Source organism: Marinomonas hwangdonensis (genome assembly GCF_003721245.1).
In the GTDB taxonomy this organism is placed as follows: Bacteria; Pseudomonadota; Gammaproteobacteria; order Pseudomonadales; family Marinomonadaceae; genus Marinomonas; species Marinomonas hwangdonensis.
On sequence record NZ_RIZG01000009.1, the window covers coordinates 77426 to 95562 of the forward strand.

The 18137-nt window shown below is 44.1% G+C and carries 14 protein-coding genes; 8 read left to right on the top strand and 6 right to left on the bottom strand.

The features are described 5' to 3' along the window. Positions 1 to 9: 9 nt before the first annotated feature. Positions 10 to 1911: an ATP-binding protein gene (locus tag EBI00_RS13635; protein WP_123096498.1), complete on the bottom strand. Its 1902-nt coding sequence runs from the start codon at positions 1909 to 1911 to the stop codon at positions 10 to 12. Positions 1912 to 2171: 260 nt separating this feature from the next. Here EBI00_RS13635 and EBI00_RS13640 point away from each other — a divergent pair, with 260 nt between their 5' ends. The 5 genes from EBI00_RS13640 (at position 2172) to EBI00_RS13660 (ending at position 7183) form a co-directional block, all read left to right on the top strand. Then, positions 2172 to 3953 carry an SLC13 family permease gene (locus EBI00_RS13640; RefSeq protein ID WP_123096499.1) on the top strand — a complete coding sequence of 594 codons (1782 nt, stop codon included), beginning with the start codon at positions 2172 to 2174 and terminating at the stop codon, positions 3951 to 3953. Between the two features lie 111 nt (positions 3954 to 4064). Next, the gene (locus EBI00_RS13645) at positions 4065 to 5144 is read left to right on the top strand and encodes a DKNYY domain-containing protein (RefSeq protein ID WP_123096500.1); all 1080 of its coding nucleotides are present in this window, start codon (positions 4065 to 4067) and stop codon (positions 5142 to 5144) included. 103 nt (positions 5145 to 5247) lie between these two features. Next, positions 5248 to 5817 carry a sigma-70 family RNA polymerase sigma factor gene (locus tag EBI00_RS13650; protein WP_123096501.1) on the top strand — a complete coding sequence of 190 codons (570 nt, stop codon included), beginning with the start codon at positions 5248 to 5250 and terminating at the stop codon, positions 5815 to 5817. Next, positions 5814 to 6575 (top strand): anti-sigma factor, encoded by a 762-nt coding sequence (locus EBI00_RS13655; RefSeq protein WP_123096502.1) that lies wholly within the window; start codon positions 5814 to 5816, stop codon positions 6573 to 6575. The genes EBI00_RS13650 and EBI00_RS13655 overlap by 4 nt, the downstream gene beginning before the upstream one ends. Positions 6576 to 6757: 182 nt before the next feature. Beyond that, on the top strand, positions 6758 to 7183 hold the full coding sequence (locus tag EBI00_RS13660) for a DUF7282 domain-containing protein (RefSeq protein WP_174714929.1): 426 nt from the start codon (positions 6758 to 6760) through the stop codon (positions 7181 to 7183). A 122-nt stretch (positions 7184 to 7305) separates the two neighbouring features. Here the strand turns inward: EBI00_RS13660 and EBI00_RS13665 are convergent, their stop codons facing one another. The 4 genes from EBI00_RS13665 to EBI00_RS13680 all read right to left on the bottom strand — a co-directional run bounded on the left by EBI00_RS13665 (position 7306) and on the right by EBI00_RS13680 (position 13012). Beyond that, positions 7306 to 9561 carry a CehA/McbA family metallohydrolase gene (locus tag EBI00_RS13665; RefSeq protein ID WP_123096503.1) on the bottom strand — a complete coding sequence of 752 codons (2256 nt, stop codon included), beginning with the start codon at positions 9559 to 9561 and terminating at the stop codon, positions 7306 to 7308. A gap of 395 nt (positions 9562 to 9956) precedes the next feature. After that, entirely contained in the window at positions 9957 to 11843 is a 1887-nt protein-coding gene (dxs, locus tag EBI00_RS13670; RefSeq protein WP_123096514.1) for a 1-deoxy-D-xylulose-5-phosphate synthase, read from the bottom strand. A 48-nt stretch (positions 11844 to 11891) separates the two neighbouring features. Further along, positions 11892 to 12773, bottom strand: a complete 882-nt coding sequence (gene ispA / locus EBI00_RS13675) for a (2E,6E)-farnesyl diphosphate synthase (protein ID WP_123096504.1) — start codon at positions 12771 to 12773, stop codon at positions 11892 to 11894. Next, the gene (locus tag EBI00_RS13680) at positions 12770 to 13012 is read right to left on the bottom strand and encodes an exodeoxyribonuclease VII small subunit (RefSeq protein ID WP_123096505.1); all 243 of its coding nucleotides are present in this window, start codon (positions 13010 to 13012) and stop codon (positions 12770 to 12772) included. The genes ispA and EBI00_RS13680 overlap by 4 nt, the downstream gene beginning before the upstream one ends. A 170-nt stretch (positions 13013 to 13182) precedes the next feature. On the opposite strand from EBI00_RS13680, the gene pomA reads away from it, so the two are divergent. Together pomA and EBI00_RS13690 are read left to right on the top strand one after the other, a co-directional pair. After that, on the top strand, positions 13183 to 13938 hold the full coding sequence (gene pomA, locus EBI00_RS13685; RefSeq protein ID WP_123096506.1) for a flagellar motor protein PomA: 756 nt from the start codon (positions 13183 to 13185) through the stop codon (positions 13936 to 13938). A gap of 26 nt (positions 13939 to 13964) precedes the next feature. After that, positions 13965 to 14972: a flagellar motor protein MotB gene (locus EBI00_RS13690; RefSeq protein WP_123096507.1), complete on the top strand. Its 1008-nt coding sequence runs from the start codon at positions 13965 to 13967 to the stop codon at positions 14970 to 14972. 211 nt (positions 14973 to 15183) lie between these two features. Here EBI00_RS13690 and EBI00_RS13695 read toward each other — a convergent pair whose 3' ends face one another. Continuing rightward, positions 15184 to 16605, bottom strand: a complete 1422-nt coding sequence (locus EBI00_RS13695) for a M23 family metallopeptidase (RefSeq protein ID WP_123096515.1) — start codon at positions 16603 to 16605, stop codon at positions 15184 to 15186. A 107-nt stretch (positions 16606 to 16712) separates the two neighbouring features. On the opposite strand from EBI00_RS13695, the gene tyrS reads away from it, so the two are divergent. Then, positions 16713 to 18017: a tyrosine--tRNA ligase gene (tyrS, locus tag EBI00_RS13700; protein WP_123096508.1), complete on the top strand. Its 1305-nt coding sequence runs from the start codon at positions 16713 to 16715 to the stop codon at positions 18015 to 18017. The last annotated feature ends 120 nt before the right edge of the window (positions 18018 to 18137 follow it).

Sequence of the window (18137 nt, forward strand, 5' to 3'; positions counted from 1 at the left end):
ACTGTCAAATTAAACCCTTGCGGTGTTCGGTTTCGTGGGAATCATAATCTGAAAACATGCGCCTTGATTGGTTTCTTTTAAGGCAATACTGCCTTCAAAGTCCTGTAAAATGTTGTAGCTTATGGACAACCCAAGCCCGAGCCCTTTGCTAGGGGACTTGGTGGTAAAATAAGGGTCAAAGATGTGTTCTTTGCAATCGGGTTCTATACCCGGCCCATTATCTTCAACTAGAATCTCAACCCATTGGGCGCTTGGACAAACACGCCAAGCAATGCGCACAAAAGGGTCGCTCACCTGTTGTACCGCATCTAAGGCGTTCATAATGAGATTGACCATTACCTGCTCAAGACGGATGGGTTCAGCAATCACTAAAATATCGTCACTGCCTATGAGCTCAGGATGACAATGATTGGACTTGGATTTCAGTAATTCAACAGCTGCCTCGATCACTGGGGAGAGTAATATAGCATAGGGTTTTTGGTCGGTTTTACGTGCAAAGCCGCGTAAATGATGGGTAATGTTGGCGGTTTTTTCTAACTGAAGCGTTAGGCGTTCAATGCCAGATTTCGCTTGCTCTGTCAGTTCTTTTTCCAAACATAAGCCCACACTGTGGAGTTGGTTACGCATAACCGCAAGTGGTTGATTGATTTCATGGGTGATCGCCACACTTAATTGCCCTAATGCGGCTAATTTACCGGCTTGAATGAGGTCTTGTTGGGCCAGTCTTAAACGCTTTTCTGTTGCTAAACGCTCTTCAGTTTCCACCGCCAATTGGCGATGCATCTGTGTCGTTTCAATGGCGGCTTGTTGAAAGATTTTTAAATCCCTGGCCATTTCGGATATTTCATCGCGGCCCTCTTGAATGACATTAATATCTAATGCGCCACTCGCGATAGCGTGCATATTGGATTGTAGCCTGACCAAACGCCCCAAGATGTTACGCCTTACGTAAAACCAAGACACGCTCGCCGCGAGCAGCAAGCTGATAATCGACAGCATGAAGGTCGCATCCCTGGCTTTGGATACGGACAAGCCCGCTTCTGCAATTTCATTATCAACACGCTGATTCACTCTTTCCGTATACTGAGAAATCTGTACGGCCAATTGTTGTATGTGGCGTTGACTATTGCTAACCAAAAACTCTTCTTGATAGCGCAGATCCAGCTCACGGTTTTTTTCTTTAAAGAGTGGACCTTCACGTGATACGAGTAAAAATAACGAATCAATGGGGGCCTTTTCAAAGTCTTCTTTTAGGCGTTCGTCATTGAGTTCTAAGCGCTGTATTTCGTCGACTAAAGTTTCTAAACGTAAAAAGGTGTAATCCAATTCCTTAAAAGTACTGTCCGTATGCACCTTTTCAGCGAGAGCAAACAAATAGCTTAATTTTAAGCGTGTGGCGAATAGGGCCTCTGAGTACTCTGATAATGGCCGTTGATCTAGAACCTGGTTGACCTCAATATACAGCGGGTACAAACGCAACCGTTGTTGATCTGATGATTTGGCATAACCCTGTCGTTCTTCAACGGTTTCATAAATCAGACCAATGCTATAGCGAATCTGATCACGGATTTCGATAAAGTAACGGTTATAGTCCGGGAGATGGATAACCCAGGTTTGCATTTCAGCTAAGACACGATCTAACTGCTCTCGCGTACGCTGGCGAACATAATTTGAGTCAGCACTGATCAGGCGAGGTACTTGAGCGGTTAGTTGTTGGCTGAGCTCGTTCAAACGTGCCGAAGCGTAAAGTACTTCAATACTGTCGGCTCGGATCTGCTCCAGACGTTGTTGCAAAAGCCCGTTACTGTGAGAGGCAAATCCCGCCGCCAGTAAGGTCATCAAAGCCACGGTCGCAAAGGCGAGCATTAAGCGCGTACTGACACTCTTTGGTATCCAATGTTTGAGCTTCATTAGTGTCTCTTGGGGTCATGTTGTTTTTGTGCACGAGTATGGACACCTGGGCTTTGCGATTCAATAGGTAAGTGGCCTGTTTGTTTTGGCTATTTTGATATCAAAACGGTTAATAACTGACAGTGAGTTAGGGCGGTACACGACAGCGCTTTTATTGGGATATATTCCATATTGATCTAATTTATAAGCTTAATATTCTTTTGTGTTATTTATGGGGGTGCGTAGAATCCTTTTTTTTGTAGCATAAAAGGCGTTTTGTAATGGAATGGCAAGGCTGGTTTTGTTTGGCGCTGACGATGACGGCGTTGGTAGTGCTGTCGCTAACGAGAATTAGCCCACATGTTGTGATGATGGGCGTGATGACGATTCTTAGTGCGCTGGGCATTTTATCTGCTACAGAAGCCTTGGCCGGGTTTTCCAATTCGGGCTTAATCACGGTGGCCGCGATGTTCGTGGTGGCGGCTGGGGTATATGGCTCTGGCGGTGTGGATTTGTTGGTCAACAAGGTGTTAGGTCAACCAACATCTGTGCGTTCAGCCTTGTGTCGCATTTTTCCTCCTGTTGTTTTGTTGAGTGGCTTTTTGAATAATACCCCAGTGGTAGCCACCATGATTCCAGCGATTCATGCTTGGGCTCGTAAAATAAAGATCCCACCTTCTAAGTTAATGATCCCTTTAAGTTACACAGCGATTTTAGGGGGAACCTTGACCCTGGTCGGTACCAGCACCAACTTGGTGATCAATGGACAATATCAGGCGTTGACAGGGGAAGCGGGTTTTTCTTTGTTTTCCATTACGGCCGTGGGTATTCCCGTGGCCTTAGCGGGTATGGCATTTATTTGGCTATTTTTACCGCGCTGGTTGCCTGATCGCAGCGAAAAGCAAGCATTTGGTAACCTTCGAGAGTTCACCCTTGAAGTCACTGTGGACCCAAGTGGGCCCTTGGTGGGTAAAACGGTACAAGGTGCCAACTTACGTCAATTAGAACGTGTTTATCTCGTTGAGGTCGAACGGCAAGGCACTATTTTGACCGCGGTGTCTTCTGAAGAGGTGTTGCATGGTGGTGATCGTTTGGTGTTTGCTGGCGATACCCAAGCTATTTCAGATTTACTGCGCATCCACGGCATTGTGGCTTCTTCCGAAGAGGGCGAAATAAGTAGCCTAAATAAGGATAGAGCAGAGCGCTGTTTAGTCGAAGCTGTGGTGTCGCCCCATTGCGCTGCTTTAGGGAAAAATATTCGTGATGCAAAGTTTCGCGACCGTTACGGCGCTGTGGTGTTGGCGGTGGCACGCAACGGGGAACGTGTAAAAGGGAATTTGGGCAATATTTATTTGGAAGCCGGCGATACGCTGTTATTAGAAGCAAGACCCGCTTTTGTGACGCGCCAGCGCTATAACAAAGACTTCTTATTGATCAACGATTTGGACACAGAAACACCAAGACATGAGCGTGCTTGGTTATCATGGGGCATTCTTATTGGCGTGGTGGTCGCGGCCGGTTTCGGCGTGATTAGTATGTTAAATGCCGCATTGATTGGCGCGGGTTTGATGATTGTTACTGGGTGCTGCACGATTAGTCAGGCTGAAAAGAGCCTCGATTTAACCGTGCTTATCACGATTGCAGCGTCCTTTTCGTTGGGTGCTGCGCTACAAAAAACAGGCGTTGCAGAATGGCTGGCTTACTACATTATTGATCTGAGTGCGGGCACGCCTTGGCTTATGTTGATTATGACCTATGTGGTTGTGTCTTTGTTAACGGAGACCATTACGAACAATGCGGCTGCCGTGTTGATGTTACCCATTGTGCTGGAGGTGACGGAAAAGGCCAGCTTAAATAACGAGCCTTTTATTTTTGCCATCATGATGGCCGCTTCGGCAAGCTTTGCCACCCCACTTGGCTACCAGACTAATCTAATGGTATACGGACCGGGTGGGTATCGGTTCAGTGATTTTCTAAAAGTAGGGATACCGATGAATATTTTCATTGGTGCTGTTACCTTGCTTGTGCTTATTTTGGGTTGGCCGCTGGTAAACGCTGAATAAGGCGGCCAAGTAGGCCCCAAGGTTTTCATTCGATTGTTTAGGGAGAATTTGATATAAAAATACCGTCACTGCGTGTGCATTCACGGTATATTTATTTTTAGGAAGGATTCTATGAGCATTGTTATCAATATCATTGTGACGTTAGCGCTTTTGTACTGGCCTATGGTGGTCATGATGTCGCCCATGATGTTTGCTGCTCCCGGTGCGACTGACGATAAAGGCATGGTATTGACGGCTGTCTTTTTTATATTTTATCCGGTGACCATGTTTCTTTTTCTGGGGATTTTTGGGGGGAAATACTTCGGCCTGAATAGTTTTGCGCTTGCGCTGGTCAGTACATTTATTGTTCTTTTTGTGCTGTCTTTTTTTGGTTATACCGGGATGATTTCAAACGTCATAAAAGGTATCCCTAACAGTGGCTATGGTGTTGTCGGAAACACGGTTTATTACAATGCTGATCCGATTATTGGTGCAGATGTTGAAAGTTTTAACACTTACAAAAGTGAAGACTATCAGAACGACTACAGTGTGGGTCAATACGCTGTGGATAATCAGTCTCTGTATTTTCGCGGGCAATCGCTGTCAGGTGTCCGCATTGAAAATCTAGTGGGTAAGTTCATTGCTTATGAGTTTTATTGGTTAAATGATACACAAGTAATAAAGAATGGTGAAATCATAGAGGGGTTGGATCCTCAGACCTTTGGTGATTTCGAGGGTTTTTCGTATTGGACTTATTCGAAAGTCGGTGAACAATATCGTCTTTTTTATGACAATGTTTTGGTTAAACTGGCGGATTTTTCTTCTTTTGTGCCACTCACCGACATGTTGGCAAAAGATAACCGTCGGGTTTTTTATGAGGGTAAGCCCATCGCTCTAGAGGCCGATGTTGAAAGTTTTGACACTTTTTCCATTTATGGCTTTGCGAGAGATAAAGATCGACTTTATTATTTTGGTGGTGAGAGCCCTGTTGTCGTAAGTGGCGCCGACCCAGATTCTTTTGATGAATTGGGCTGGCGTTATTACAAAGATAAAAACGCGATTTACTATGTACAGGAAGAAGAGGGCGCATCGATTCTTGAGAGTGTGGATCATGGTAGCTTTCAAGTATTAGGTTATGTCGAAGGTCATGATTATGACGCGAAAGACACCAATGGCTATTATGTCCGTGGTGAGAAAGTGAGTGAACAGTAGGTAGAATGACATAGCAACGCGGTATCAATAGCCTGTGTCTGAATGATCAACAGTGGTGTCTGTGGACATATTATCGAGAGAATGCTTAATTGATACGAATCTTATGAATCAACCTTTATTATCGGAACAGCACACGACAGAATCCTTGGCCAATTTGCTGCTTAGCGTTGCTCAAGGGGATCGTCATGCCTTTTCAGAGCTATATCAAGCGACCCATCGGAAACTTTTTGGCATTGTTTATCGTATCTTAAAAAATCAAGCCATGTCTGAAGAGGTGCTGCAAGAGATTTACCTTAAAATATGGGAAAAGGCCTCGAGTTTCGATGCGAGTGTTGCGTCCCCTATTACTTGGATGGCAACGATAGCGCGTAATCGTACCATTGATGAGATACGAAAAAATCAGCTCCCAGACAGTGATGAAGAGGTGGATTTTGATTTGATCGCAGACGATTCGATGGCGCCTGATGACTCTTTCACTAGGAGCCAAGATTTATTAAAACTAGAAGCGTGTTTGGATGGGCTGGAGTCGCCTCGTGCTGAAATGATTAAAGCCGCCTATTTGGATGGTTTCTCCCGTCAAGAGCTTGCTGAGCGTTTCGGTCAGCCGCTAGGTACGATTAAAACTTGGTTGCATCGCAGCATTAAGCAGCTGCAAGGTTGTATGACTTTATGAAGAACGACGAAGAAATATCCATTCAAATTGTCGCGGCAGAGTATGTGCTCGGTACGTTGGAGAAAGATGAACGCGATGCTGTTGAGGCAAAACGTGCGACCGACCCTATGCTGGAAAAGGCGATTCTCAGCTGGCAAGCGCACCTTGCCGGTTTGAATGATTACGTAAAAGAGGCTGAGCCGAGAGGCGATTTGTTTGATGATATTTTGGCTAAGCTCGATCAATCGTCGGATAAAAAACCGCTGCCTGGCAAGGTGGTAACTCCATCTTCTTCTGGCGTTGTTGAAATAGAGCGGATGCGAGCCAAACTTAAACGTTGGCGGCTGACGGCTTTTACTACTTCAGCCATTGCAGCGTGTCTTGCGGTCTTTATGGTCGTTAAACCGCCCGTGGCGCCTGCCGTTCAAGCGAATGCGCCTTTTGTCGCCGTATTTCAGGCGGATGACCAACAACCTGCTTTTATTATGTCGTTGGACATTGATACTCGACAGCTGACGGTTCGCTCTGTTACCGCGCAAGGACAGTTAGAGGGAAAAACCTATCAGTTGTGGATTAAGGCGGATGAAATAGGCCCTGCACCGCGTTCTCTAGGCTTATTGGCGAATGTGGCATCTCCAATTCAAAAGCAGATAGATTATGATCCAGCGGTCATTCGTCATGCGACGTTTGGTATCAGCGTTGAACCTGCTGGAGGCTCTCCAACCGGTGTACCTACAGGTCCAGCAATCCATGGCAAACTTTATCCAACCTCTTTGTAGCTTAGATACTGTGATCGCTCAAGCCAACCTAAATGGGTTGGCTTTTTTATATATTTTGACTTTATATTTAGATCTTAGAAATTTTTTTAAAAATCGCCTAGTTTCTGAAACCTTTTCTAATTGTCCTCGTAGCTATAGAAGAGAAAATGCTATTTCAACGAAACATAATTTAGAGGTCTATTATGAAAAACACACTTTTACGCATTACTCTTGGTTTAGGTATTTTAACAATGACTGGCACTGCATTAGCTGGTGGAATGAGCGGTAACCTTGCTGTTAAAGGCAGTGACCAAGATGTCTCTGGCGGAACCGTGGTAACTGATATGGTAATGGCCGAGAAGAATGGCTGGTTGGTTGTGCATCGAACTGATAAGGCGATGAAACCCGGTCCAGTCGTGGCGTATGCGCCACTTAAAAAAGGCGAAAATAATGATGTGGTGGCTATTCTGACTGAGTCAGTAGAGTCTGGAGACATGCTGATGTTAATGCTTCACGGTGAAGATGGCGGTATGAAAACAGGGATTTTTGAATACACGCTAGGAGCGAAAGAAGATGGCCCGATTAAAGTAGATGGTAAGTTAGTGATGGATGTGATCACAGCAAAATAGTTTAGAGTGAGTATAAAAAAGCCAGTATGGAGCCCATACTGGCTTTTTAAAAACCACTAGCGTACTTTAAATGAGATACACCGTCCCTAAAGCGAGGCGATTTTAGAGAGTGCGCTAAGTTATTATTTTGAAGATGAAGATTTTATCCAAACTGGGTTAGACCATGCTGTGCTACCATCTTTATCTTCCACTTCAAGGCTGATCCATCCTTTAGCTTCGACTGGAATAGTTAGTGTGAGCTCCGTTTCTTGGTTTTCATCGGGGTTTAAACTGACAGTTTTAAGCGTTTCCCCCCCTTTACCCAGCATACGAATCTCTTTTAAACCATCTACCGCGACAACGTTAACCGTCCATTTGTCACCTGCAGATACTGTGTCTCCAAACATGATGTTTTGTGGGTACAAAATAGGTCCTTGAGTAGCATAGCCTTTGCCTAGGTTTAGGGCTTTTGCGAATGACAGCGGGGTAATTTCAGCGTCTACATGTGCCATCATACGAATTTGACCAGTCAGTTGGTTCCATGCGTCATGAGTGTCTGTGCCTGCCGTGAAGTACATAGTTTCACCTTCATCCCATAGCTGGTGAATCTTTTTCAAGGTGGGTTCGTTATCAACTCGAGTATTCAATTCCATTAAGTCAAATTTGTCTGTTGTTCCACCTGGCACTGCGTCTTTAGCGATGTTGGTAAAGTAGCCATAATCATTAAATGGATGATTCATTGGTATAACTTCGGCTCCCATTTCGTGCATGGCTTCCATGATGTCATGTATGTTTGCTGTCCCTGGGTCGACGTTGAGCTGTGCGCTGTTATCTACTGGAAAAGGGTTCATGTGGCCCCACGATGGTGAAACTTCTATTGATGGAATGAAGGGAATTCCACGTTTTGCTGATAAGTCTGCAAATATTTTATGGTTGATCGTTGAGTCATGATCGCTGATAAATGTCAGATCCAATCCTGTTGCCAATTGTGCTCTGACAGCGATCTCTGGTGGAGTAACGCCTTCTAGTACATTTCCATGATGATGTAAGTCAGCACCGTACCAGTGATGCTGGTTTGGGTGGGTTAACTGTGGCACCTTAATTAGCTGGTGGTTGGTTTTACCAGATTCGAGAGTGACGTCTAAGATTTGTGTCTTGGTTAAAAAACCGGCACCTGAATCAATACCAAAAGTGTAGGAGCCTGGTGCAAGTGACAGCTCCGCGGTACCTCCCGGCAATAATTCAGTAAAGAAGGTGCGTTTGCCTAAAAACTCGACAGGGGGGGCTTGTCCTTCAATGATGGTGATACGCGCATCTTTAGCTTCAGCAGAAGTGGCTTCTTGTATTCTCAGAGACAATTTTGCTGGGGCAGTCAATCCAGTAAAATCGAGTGTTTGCTGACTATTTTTGCTGATGCTGATGGTTTGTAGTGAGCTATTGGCGTGGCCTGTCGCCGTACCATAAACTTGGTATTCGCCTTTAGGTAAATCAAAACTGTACATACCTTTTTGAGCAAGTGTCCAAGCGTATGGGTGACCTTGTTTTTCGATCATAACGATGGCGTCATTAGGTACGCTGCCATTTTCTGCCCGAATTTGGCCAGATATGTTCCCCGTCGGTATTTTCTTGCGAGCAGCTTCTGCTTTTATAATGGGAGCAAGATCGCCATTTGGCACTGCTTGTAGCTGTGAATTAAACGTTCGGCTTTCGCCAGGCTTAAGGGTGTGGCCGAGGTACATATCGCGACCATTGTATTTTATTCTATCAAAATAAGGGGCATGCAGAGCAAAGGCCCAGTCTCTGTCGTAAGCAACCATTCGATCCGTTAGTGCATTTGTTGCCATGGCTTCTTCGTTTCCTTCAAGCCCAGCAATGGCAAACTGGTAACCCGTATCAGGCCAGATAGTGTGACCAGATTCTAGTTCTAATGCTTGATCACCTTGGTTTGTCATGGTGGTTTTCAGCAGTATAGAATCTGAGCCAGATTCTAAGGTATACCAGGTGGTAATATCGACATCATCGAAATTACGACTAATTTTAATCACGGCTTTGCTGGGACTGTCTTCAAGAATCTCAACGGACTTACGGTCATTAGGCCAAGCCGACCAACTGTTTGGAATAAAATCTGCAAAAGCGACTCGGTCTAGGTCAATTTCTCCTTCTTTAACGGCGGCTAAATCTACTAACGTGCCACGAGGTACTCCCCATGGTGGAGCAGACTCAATGGCGAGCGCGAAAGCGATGTGTTCGTTTTTGACGGTAATGTCTTTTTCATAGACAGCTTCGCCATCCGGAATGGCGGTTTCGCCCGTGGTTATTGAAACATTTGCAAAGGCGTTAGGCCCCAATAATAGTCCAGAAACGACTGCGGCTATTGCAGTTTTTGAAAAAGTTGACATCTAGCTAATCCCTTTTTTTATGATATTTTTCAATTATTACACTTTTATTGTGCTTTAAGTTAATTGAACGTTCAATTAAAAAAAGAAGAGGGAGTTGGTTTTTTGTTTACACAACTAACCTTTTTTATTTTTTAAGTTATTGTTTTATAATGATTATATTTAATTTATTCAAATAAATATATAAGTGAAAAAATATTTAGTTATCTAATGGTTTTGGTGTTTTATATGTTTCTTTATACAGAAATAGAGGGTATTTTGGGTTTAGTTGAGGACGCGTAAGAGAACAGGATGAAACTGTACGGTATTTTTTTCGTACCGGAAGGGAATTAGGAAGGTGTCTCAGCTTAGTTGGATGTAAGCACTTTTAAAGTATTGTATTGGTGGGTGTGACAGCCTTACGGCTGATCACACTTTATCAACTTAGCTTCTATGGCCGACTGTATGCCTTTAGCATCTAGCCCTATGCGTTTTAACATTGAAGCATGACTTGCGTGTTCTTCATATTGGTCAGGAAGACCAAGATGAAGTGTCGGGATATGGATATTATTTGCTAGTAAGTATTCGCTTACTGCTGAGCCTGCGCCACCCATTATGGCATTTTCTTCCACGGTGACTATTAGTTTAGCATCTCTTTGAGCTAAGAGGGCGTCCTCGTCGATAGGCTTTACAAAACGCATGTCTAGTAAGGTGGCATCAAGGTTTTCTGCGGCTTCTAATGCATCGTAGGTTGGGCGGCCAAAACCGCAAATGACAATGCCAGACTGTCCCGTACGTAATGTACGTGATTTACCGATTGCGAGAGTCGACAAGGTATTTTCAATATGAACGCCTTGACCGGTTCCGCGAGGATAACGAACGGCCGCAGGCCCTTCGTACTCATAACCGGTTTGTAGCATTTTGCGACATTCGTCTTCGTCTGATGGTGCCATAACCACCATGTTTGGAATGCAACGAAGATAACTTAAGTCGTAAGCGCCAGCGTGTGTTGGTCCATCTTCGCCAACGAGTCCAGCTCGGTCAATAGCGAAAAGCACATCAAGATTTTGCAACGCTACATCGTGAATAAGCTGATCGTAAGCGCGTTGAAGAAAAGTCGAATAGATGGCAACGACCGGTTTAATGCCATCACATGCCATCCCAGCGGCTAGGGTGACAGCGTGTTGTTCTGCAATCGCGACATCAAAATATCGTTCAGGAAAGCGCTCTGCGAACTCAATTAAGTCAGAGCCTTCTTTCATGGCTGGCGTGATAGCAACCAGTTTTTGGTCTTGCTCGGCGACATCGCACACCCATTTACCGAAAACATTACAGTATTTTGGTAATTTGCTTTTCTTGGTATTAGGTTTTGGGTCTGGCTCGATTTTATTAATAGCATGATAACCAATTGGATCGCCTTCAGCCGGTTCAAAGCCTTTGCCTTTTTTGGTTATTATATGGAGAAACTGTGGGCCAGTGCGGTCTTTCAGATTGGTAATGGTGGTTAATAAGTGGTCTATGTCGTGGCCGTCTATTGGGCCAATATAGTTAAAACCAAGCTCTTCAAACATCATACCTGGTGATACCATGCCTTTCATGTGCTCTTCCGCTTTACGGGCTAACTCAAGGGCAGAAGGTAAGCCTGAAAATACTTTTTGACCGCTTTTACGAATGCTGTCGTAGGTTTTACTTGCCCAAAGGCGAGCGAAATAACTTGATAAAGCGCCCACGGGTTTTGAAATCGACATTTCATTATCGTTTAAAATCACCAGCATATCAGCCTTTACATGGCCGGCATGGTTGAGCGCCTCAAACGCCATGCCTGCAGACATGGCGCCATCACCGATAACCGCGACGGCTTTACGTCCTGTACCAAGCTGTTTTGACGCAATGGACATGCCTAACGCGGAACCAATGGAAGTACTTGAATGTCCTACGCCAAACGTATCGTAGGCGCTTTCATCACGCTTCGGAAAACCAGAAATACCATTTTCTTGACGAATGTGTAGTAGCGCCTCTCGACGTCCAGTCAGTATTTTATGAGGGTAGGCTTGGTGGCCAACATCCCAAACGATGCGATCTTCTGGCGTGTTGTAAATATAGTGCAAAGCCACCGTCAATTCGACAACGCCTAATCCTGCACCAAAGTGTCCGCCAGTTTGCCCAACGCTATACAACATGAATTCTCGTAGCTCACGAATAAGTCCAGGCAGCCGCTCTTTCTTTAAAGCGCGTAAATCGGCCGGTGAGTTGATTTGGTCAAGCAACGGAGTATTGGGTCGCGCTGTGGGAATTTCTTCGAACATTGGCACAGGTTTGGTCACATAAGTTAATCTAAAGAGTCAGTAAGTATATCAGTGGTTGCGACCAATAATATAGTTAGCAAGTTCAATTAAAGGTTGAGCGTTTTTGCCAAATGGTGAGATAGTGCTTACGGCCTGATGATGGAGGTCTTGTGCAAGTCGTTGAGCGCCGTCTAGCCCGAGTAGTTTGGGGTAGGTGGGTTTGTTGGCTTCTTCATCGGAAAACTGTGTTTTGCCGAGCGTATCGGTATCACTTGTGATGTCGATGATGTCGTCTTGGACTTGGAAAGCCAGCCCAATGGCGTTGGCGTAGGCATCCAGTGAAGCAAGTGTTCTTGGTTGGGTAAGTCCCACGCTGATAGCGCCCATGCGCACGCTGGCTCGAATCAGTGCACCCGTTTTATGTTGATGCATTTGTTCAAGTGCGGCTAGATCTATATTCTTACCAACATTGGCTAAATCGATCATTTGTCCTGTCACCATGCCGTGACGCCCAGAGGCAACAACTAACTCTTGAATGAGTTGGAGTTGTAAGTCTGCTCGGTTGAGATGTGGACTGCTCAAAAGTTCAAAGGCAAAGGTTTGTAATGCATCGCCTGCTAAAATAGCTGTCGCTTCGTCAAAACGTATGTGACAAGTCGGCTTGCCTCGGCGTAAATCATCATTATCCATCGCCGGTAAGTCATCATGGATTAAGGAGTAAGCATGGATTGCTTCGATGGCCGCCGCACAAGCATCTGTCAGTTCATTGGCTTCATCGAATAAAGCCGCAGTTGCATAAGTGAGCATGGGTCGAACGCGTTTGCCGCCATTAAACAAACTGTATGACATGGCCTCTTGTAAGTGTTGCGCTGGCTTGTATTGATTTAACTTTTGCGTAAGGTAAGTGTCTACTCTGCTGCGAGTGTAATGAGAAAAATCGGTTAAAATCACGAATTTACTTCCGGGTCAAAGGGCTCAAGGTGTTCACCGTCTTGTTTTTCTAAAAGGATTTGCACTTTTTGTTCGGCTTGAGTCAGTACCAGCTGGCATTCTTGACTCAATTTTACGCCCTTTTCAAACGCTTTTAATGCATCTTCTAAAGAAAGCTGATTTGACTCAAGTTGGACAACGAGGTTATCTAACTCGTTGATGTTATCTTCAAAATGACGTGCGGAGGTTTTACGGGACATAGGGCTGCTCACTTTTTAGCTCATGCTTTGTAACAGAAATTACGCTAGTGTTCGAGATGTGTTAATCAAATTTACAAAATCGTCTAATATTTTCTCATGCTCAAGCTTTGTTTCGTATAGAATTGCTCGGTATATTAATAGCATTATAGCCTCATTGTTAGGAGACGTGTGTGGATATCGCAACGTTAATAGGATTAGTTGGATCTTTTATAGTCATCATAGCGGCCATTTTTGTTGGTGGCTCAGCGGGAATGTTTTTAGACACAGCGTCGACATTAATAGTACTAGTCGGGACGACTTTTGTTGTTTTAATGCAATATCCCTTAAGTCAGTTTTTGGGTGCGGGAAAAGTCGCAGCAAAAGCTTTTATGTTTAAAAGTGTGCCTTTAGATACCTTGATCGATGAAATATATGGTTTGGCTGATGAAGCGCGTAAAGGAGGGTTGTTGTCTTTAGAGGGAAAGGAGGTAAGTCACCCTTTTTTATCAAAAGGCATTCAAATGTTGGTGGATGGTCATGACGGTAATGTCGTTAGAGGTCAATTATCAAAAGACATGAATCAGTCTTATCAAAGGCACATAGCAGGGGCGAAAGTTTTTAAAGCGGCTGGTGATGTAGGTCCTGCAATGGGAATGATAGGAACTCTAGTCGGTTTGGTACAGATGTTGGCCAATATGGATGACCCTAAAGCTATCGGGCCTGCTATGGCGGTTGCTTTGTTAACGACTTTGTATGGTGCCATGTTAGCAAACATGGTGTGCTTGCCAATTCAGTCAAAATTAACAATTCGAGCGGACGAGGAGTTGCTGTGCCAGAAAATGATCATGGATGCACTCCTTGCTATTCAGTCTGGGCAAAATCCACGGATTCTAGACGGAGCCCTTAAAACCTACATACCCGAAGGCAAGCGCGTTGAGCGTGAATAATATATTAGTTGTGAACGGATACGATAATGAGTGATGAAGAAGAACAAGAATGTCCTGAATGTGTAGAGGGGTTACCCGCCTACATGGGTACCTTTGCCGATCTTATGTCGCTGCTAATGTGCTTCTTTGTACTTTTACTGTCTTTTGCTGAGATGGATGTCACCAAGTTCAAGCGTTTGGCTGGATCAATGAAAGATGCGTTTGGCGTTCAACGTGAGATAAGTGCAGACGCAATACCAATGGGAACATCTATCATCGCCCAAGAGTTTAGCCCTGGACGTCCTGAGCCAACCCCAATTAATGAAGTGAAGCAAAGAGCAGATGCCACACCTGAAAATACCTTAGAGGTTATTTGTAAGCCGGGTGACGCAGAATTGAATGAACAAAGTAATTCAGGTTCACCTGCCCCTTTGAGCTTTGTGGATAAGTCTAAAGCAGATCTTGAAAGAGAAAAGAAGATCAAGAAAACAGAAGAAGATGCTCAAATGATTGCCTCAGTGATGCGCGAAGAGATTTCTAAGGGCACCGTTGAGATAGAGACACAAGAGCAATCCATCACGATTCGTATAAAAGATAAGGGGTCTTTTGGTTCTGGTTCTGCCGAGCTAAATTACGATTTTATTCCAGTAATCGACATGATTCGTGAAGTGTTAGTGGGTATTGAAGGGACTATTTCGGTTGAAGGGCATACGGATAATATTCCTATTGATAGTCGGCGCTTCAGTTCGAACTGGCAGTTATCTTCAGCGCGTGCCATTTCTGTGGCTGAGGAATTATTTGCCTCTAGACAGCTGAGTCAGGATCGATTCGCGGTAACAGGGTATTCAGATACGCGCCCATTAGTTCCAAATGATACGCCACTTAACAGGGCAACAAATCGTCGAGTTGAAATTATTGTTAAGCAGAATGACGTTTCTCGTCCTGTTATGAGGAGCTCAAGCCGTAATCAACTGATGGAGTTTGATCAAGATAGCTTGGGAGATAACTTCGAAGACGATGGCTTGGATGTGTTAAGGCCGAGTGAGATTTTTTAACTGGGATTTTACGTATGTCCTCCAAAAAAGAGCTTCGGCTCTTTTTTTTGTGTCTGTCTTATTTTAGGTGGTATTGCTAGGAAGGTTTTGTTATAGCGTTAGTAATTAGGTTTATTTTAGAATTGATTGGTATGAAAAGGTTTTTGGGCTTTTTTAAATGTCACTGTCGAGTAAGGTTAGTTTGCCTTACTCGACAGTGACATTTAAGTGATTAGTTTTTTAGAGAAGCTAATTTCTGCGCAAAGGCGGGTGAACGGTAGTTTTCTAACTTAGTGACTATTTGCTTAGCGTAAGGCAAATAATTCTCCAAATCATTTTTAGGCATGGGAGCATCATTCGGTAATTTTACAGTAACAGGGTCTTTGTGTGTGCCATTGATTCTAAATTCGTAATGTAAATGTGGTCCTGTTGCCCAGCCAGTTTGTCCCACGTAAGCGATGGTTTTCCCTTGTTGAACTCTAGCGCCACGATGCGTACCATTCGCGAAGCCTTTTAAATGTGCGTAGAGTGTTTGATATCCTCTACCGTGATCAATAATAACAACATTCCCATAGCCATTTTGTTTTCCTGCAAAAGATATTTTACCATCGCCGGCCGCTTTGACTGGCGTGCCACTAGCGGCAGCATAATCAACTCCTCGATGAGGGCGGCTTGTCTTGAAGATTGGGTGTAATCTGTTGGGATTAAACTTAGATGAGATTCGAGTAAAATCCACTGGGGTACGAATAAAGGCTTTCCTCATGGCCAAACCATCAGGAGTGTAGTAGCTTGCGCCTTTATCAGTCTCGTACCTAATGGCTTTATAGGTTCGACCATTGTTTATAAATTGAGCGGCGACAATGTTGCCATAGCCGATCTTCTCTCCGTCAAGAAACTTTTCCTCATAAAGAACACTAAGACTATCGCCTTTACGAATATCTAGAGCAAAATCTATATCCCAAGCAAAAATATTGGCAAGTTCAATGAGTAATGCTTGGTCTATGCCAGAACGTAATCCATCGACAAATAAAGAATTGCTTATTTCGGCTTCTTTGTAGGTCTGTGCTACTTCAGGAGTCAAAGAAAACTCTTTTCTTTGAAACTGGTTTTCTTGGCGATCGAAAGCGATACTGTCTAAACGATTCAGCTCAAGAACTAATTTTGTCAGTTCGCCAGTTGTGGTATCAGTAGTGAAGCGGATGGTTTGTCCAGGCCTCATTTTCAACAGGGTGCCTTGTTTTTCGTCTGCTAAAGACACTTTGTAAATATCTTGTGCTGATACGCCTCTGCTCGACAAGACTTTTGACAATGAATCGCCAGGCATAATGTCAATAGACTGCTCTTTGTATTCTGGTGCGACCGTTTTCTTTACTAGAGCTTCTGGTGCTGGAATGTCGTATGTGCTGGCCAACGTTGGTGCGTTAACATCGGGTGCCAATGGAAGTGCACCCGTTTGAGATTGTTTAAGCGCTGTTGGCTCTTGAAGTGTCTGAATGACAAGTCTCGGCTGCTCTACAATGTCTAAGTTGGCTTCGAGAGAAATGATTTCGCTGTTTGAGGTAGTATCTGTCGGAAGCACGAGAAGCACGCCCGCAAGAGTCGCGCTCACTGCGGCTATAAGCAAAATATGCTTTTTCGGTAATGTCTTGATCAAAATGTGCACCCAAATATCTTTAATAAAAGCCTTATAATCCTACCAACATTGCTTTTATAATTGAATGCTTAAATTCAGATTAACTCACCAGGATATGGATCAACACGATGACGGTAAGCAGTAAAGACCTTTTAAACGACTTGCAAGCTCGTGGGCTAATCGCCCAAATGACAGCTGAAGATGAGCTGAAAAAGCATCTTGAGGAGGGGGGGCGTACTCTTTATTGTGGTTTTGATCCTACAGCAGATAGTTTACATTTGGGTCACCTTGTTCCTCTTCTTGTACTGAAGCGCTTTCAAGACGCTGGTCACAATCCTATAGCATTGGTTGGTGGCGCAACCGGACTCATTGGCGATCCCAGTTTTAAAGCGGCTGAAAGGCAATTAAATACCTCAGAGGTCGTTGCCGGTTGGGCAGAAAAAATTCGCAGTCAAGTGAGTCAATTTATAAAGTTTGACAATGTGTCAAATCCTGCAAGGGTGGTTAACAATCTTGATTGGGCAGGCAATATGAATGTGCTTGATTTCCTTCGAGACATAGGTAAGCACTTCTCGATTAATGCCATGATTAACAAAGAGTCTGTTCAGCAGCGTTTGAATAGAGAGGGTGCAGGTATATCGTTCACAGAATTCTCTTACGCACTGCTCCAGGGAATGGATTTTGCTGAGTTGAATCGTGTTTATGGCTGTACTCTTCAAATTGGTGGCAGTGATCAATGGGGAAATATTGTAGGTGGTATTGATTTGTCTCGTCGCCAAAATCAATCTCAGGTGTTTGGGTTGACGGTTCCTTTGGTGACCAAGTCGGATGGGACGAAATTTGGTAAAACGGAGTCTGGTGCTGTTTGGTTAGACCCAACTAAGACTAGTCAGTATGCGTTCTATCAGTTTTGGATGAACACAGCGGATGCTGATGTATACAAATTTTTGAAGTTTTTTACTTTTCTTGGTCTTGATGAGATTGATGCTATTGAAAAAGCAGATCAGGAAAATAATGGTAAGCCGCAAGGGCAATTGATTTTAGCTCGTGAAGCGACTCGCTTAGTGCATGGTGAAGACGGATTGCAAGCTGCAGAGCGCATTACCAATGCTTTGTTTAGTGGTGAGGCAGATCAGTTAAGTGAACAGGATCTAGAACAGATTCAGCTTGATGGTTTACCAAGCAGTTCGCTAGCTGGCATTAACCTTTTTGAAACACCACTTACTAGCTTGCTAGCGGATGCTGGCTTGGCTGCGACAGGGAAGCAAGTAAAAGATGCGCTTCAACGTGACTCTGTTTTTGTTAATGGCGTTGCAAAAGGGTTAAACGATAATATGGCAGCAGCAGATATTTTTACCGCCGAGAATGGCTACTTTGGGAAATACTTCTTGGTGAAATTAGGTAAGAAAAAACATCATCTGTTCGTTCTATAAGTGACTGAATGATAACCCTAAAATAAAGAAGAAGACGCCTAGGCGTTTTCTTCTTTATTGGGCGTGGATTATTTTTTTAAAATATATTCAAAAAAAGGTTGCACAAAATCTATAGATCTT

What these genes read in the sequence shown, in the direction of transcription:
- EBI00_RS13645 (WP_123096500.1), top strand. Translation starts at nt 4,065, where the DNA reads ATGAGCATTGTTATCAATATCATTGTGACGTTAGCGCTTTTGTACTGG.
- EBI00_RS13660 (WP_174714929.1), top strand. Translation starts at nt 6,758, where the DNA reads ATGAAAAACACACTTTTACGCATTACTCTTGGTTTAGGTATTTTAACA.
- EBI00_RS13655 (WP_123096502.1), top strand. Translation starts at nt 5,814, where the DNA reads ATGAAGAACGACGAAGAAATATCCATTCAAATTGTCGCGGCAGAGTAT.
- tyrS (WP_123096508.1), top strand. Translation starts at nt 16,713, where the DNA reads ATGACGGTAAGCAGTAAAGACCTTTTAAACGACTTGCAAGCTCGTGGG.
- dxs (WP_123096514.1), bottom strand. Translation starts at nt 11,843, where the DNA reads ATGTTCGAAGAAATTCCCACAGCGCGACCCAATACTCCGTTGCTTGAC.
- EBI00_RS13650 (WP_123096501.1), top strand. Translation starts at nt 5,248, where the DNA reads ATGAATCAACCTTTATTATCGGAACAGCACACGACAGAATCCTTGGCC.
- EBI00_RS13635 (WP_123096498.1), bottom strand. Translation starts at nt 1,911, where the DNA reads ATGAAGCTCAAACATTGGATACCAAAGAGTGTCAGTACGCGCTTAATG.
- EBI00_RS13690 (WP_123096507.1), top strand. Translation starts at nt 13,965, where the DNA reads ATGAGTGATGAAGAAGAACAAGAATGTCCTGAATGTGTAGAGGGGTTA.
- EBI00_RS13680 (WP_123096505.1), bottom strand. Translation starts at nt 13,012, where the DNA reads ATGTCCCGTAAAACCTCCGCACGTCATTTTGAAGATAACATCAACGAG.
- EBI00_RS13640 (WP_123096499.1), top strand. Translation starts at nt 2,172, where the DNA reads ATGGAATGGCAAGGCTGGTTTTGTTTGGCGCTGACGATGACGGCGTTG.
- EBI00_RS13665 (WP_123096503.1), bottom strand. Translation starts at nt 9,561, where the DNA reads ATGTCAACTTTTTCAAAAACTGCAATAGCCGCAGTCGTTTCTGGACTA.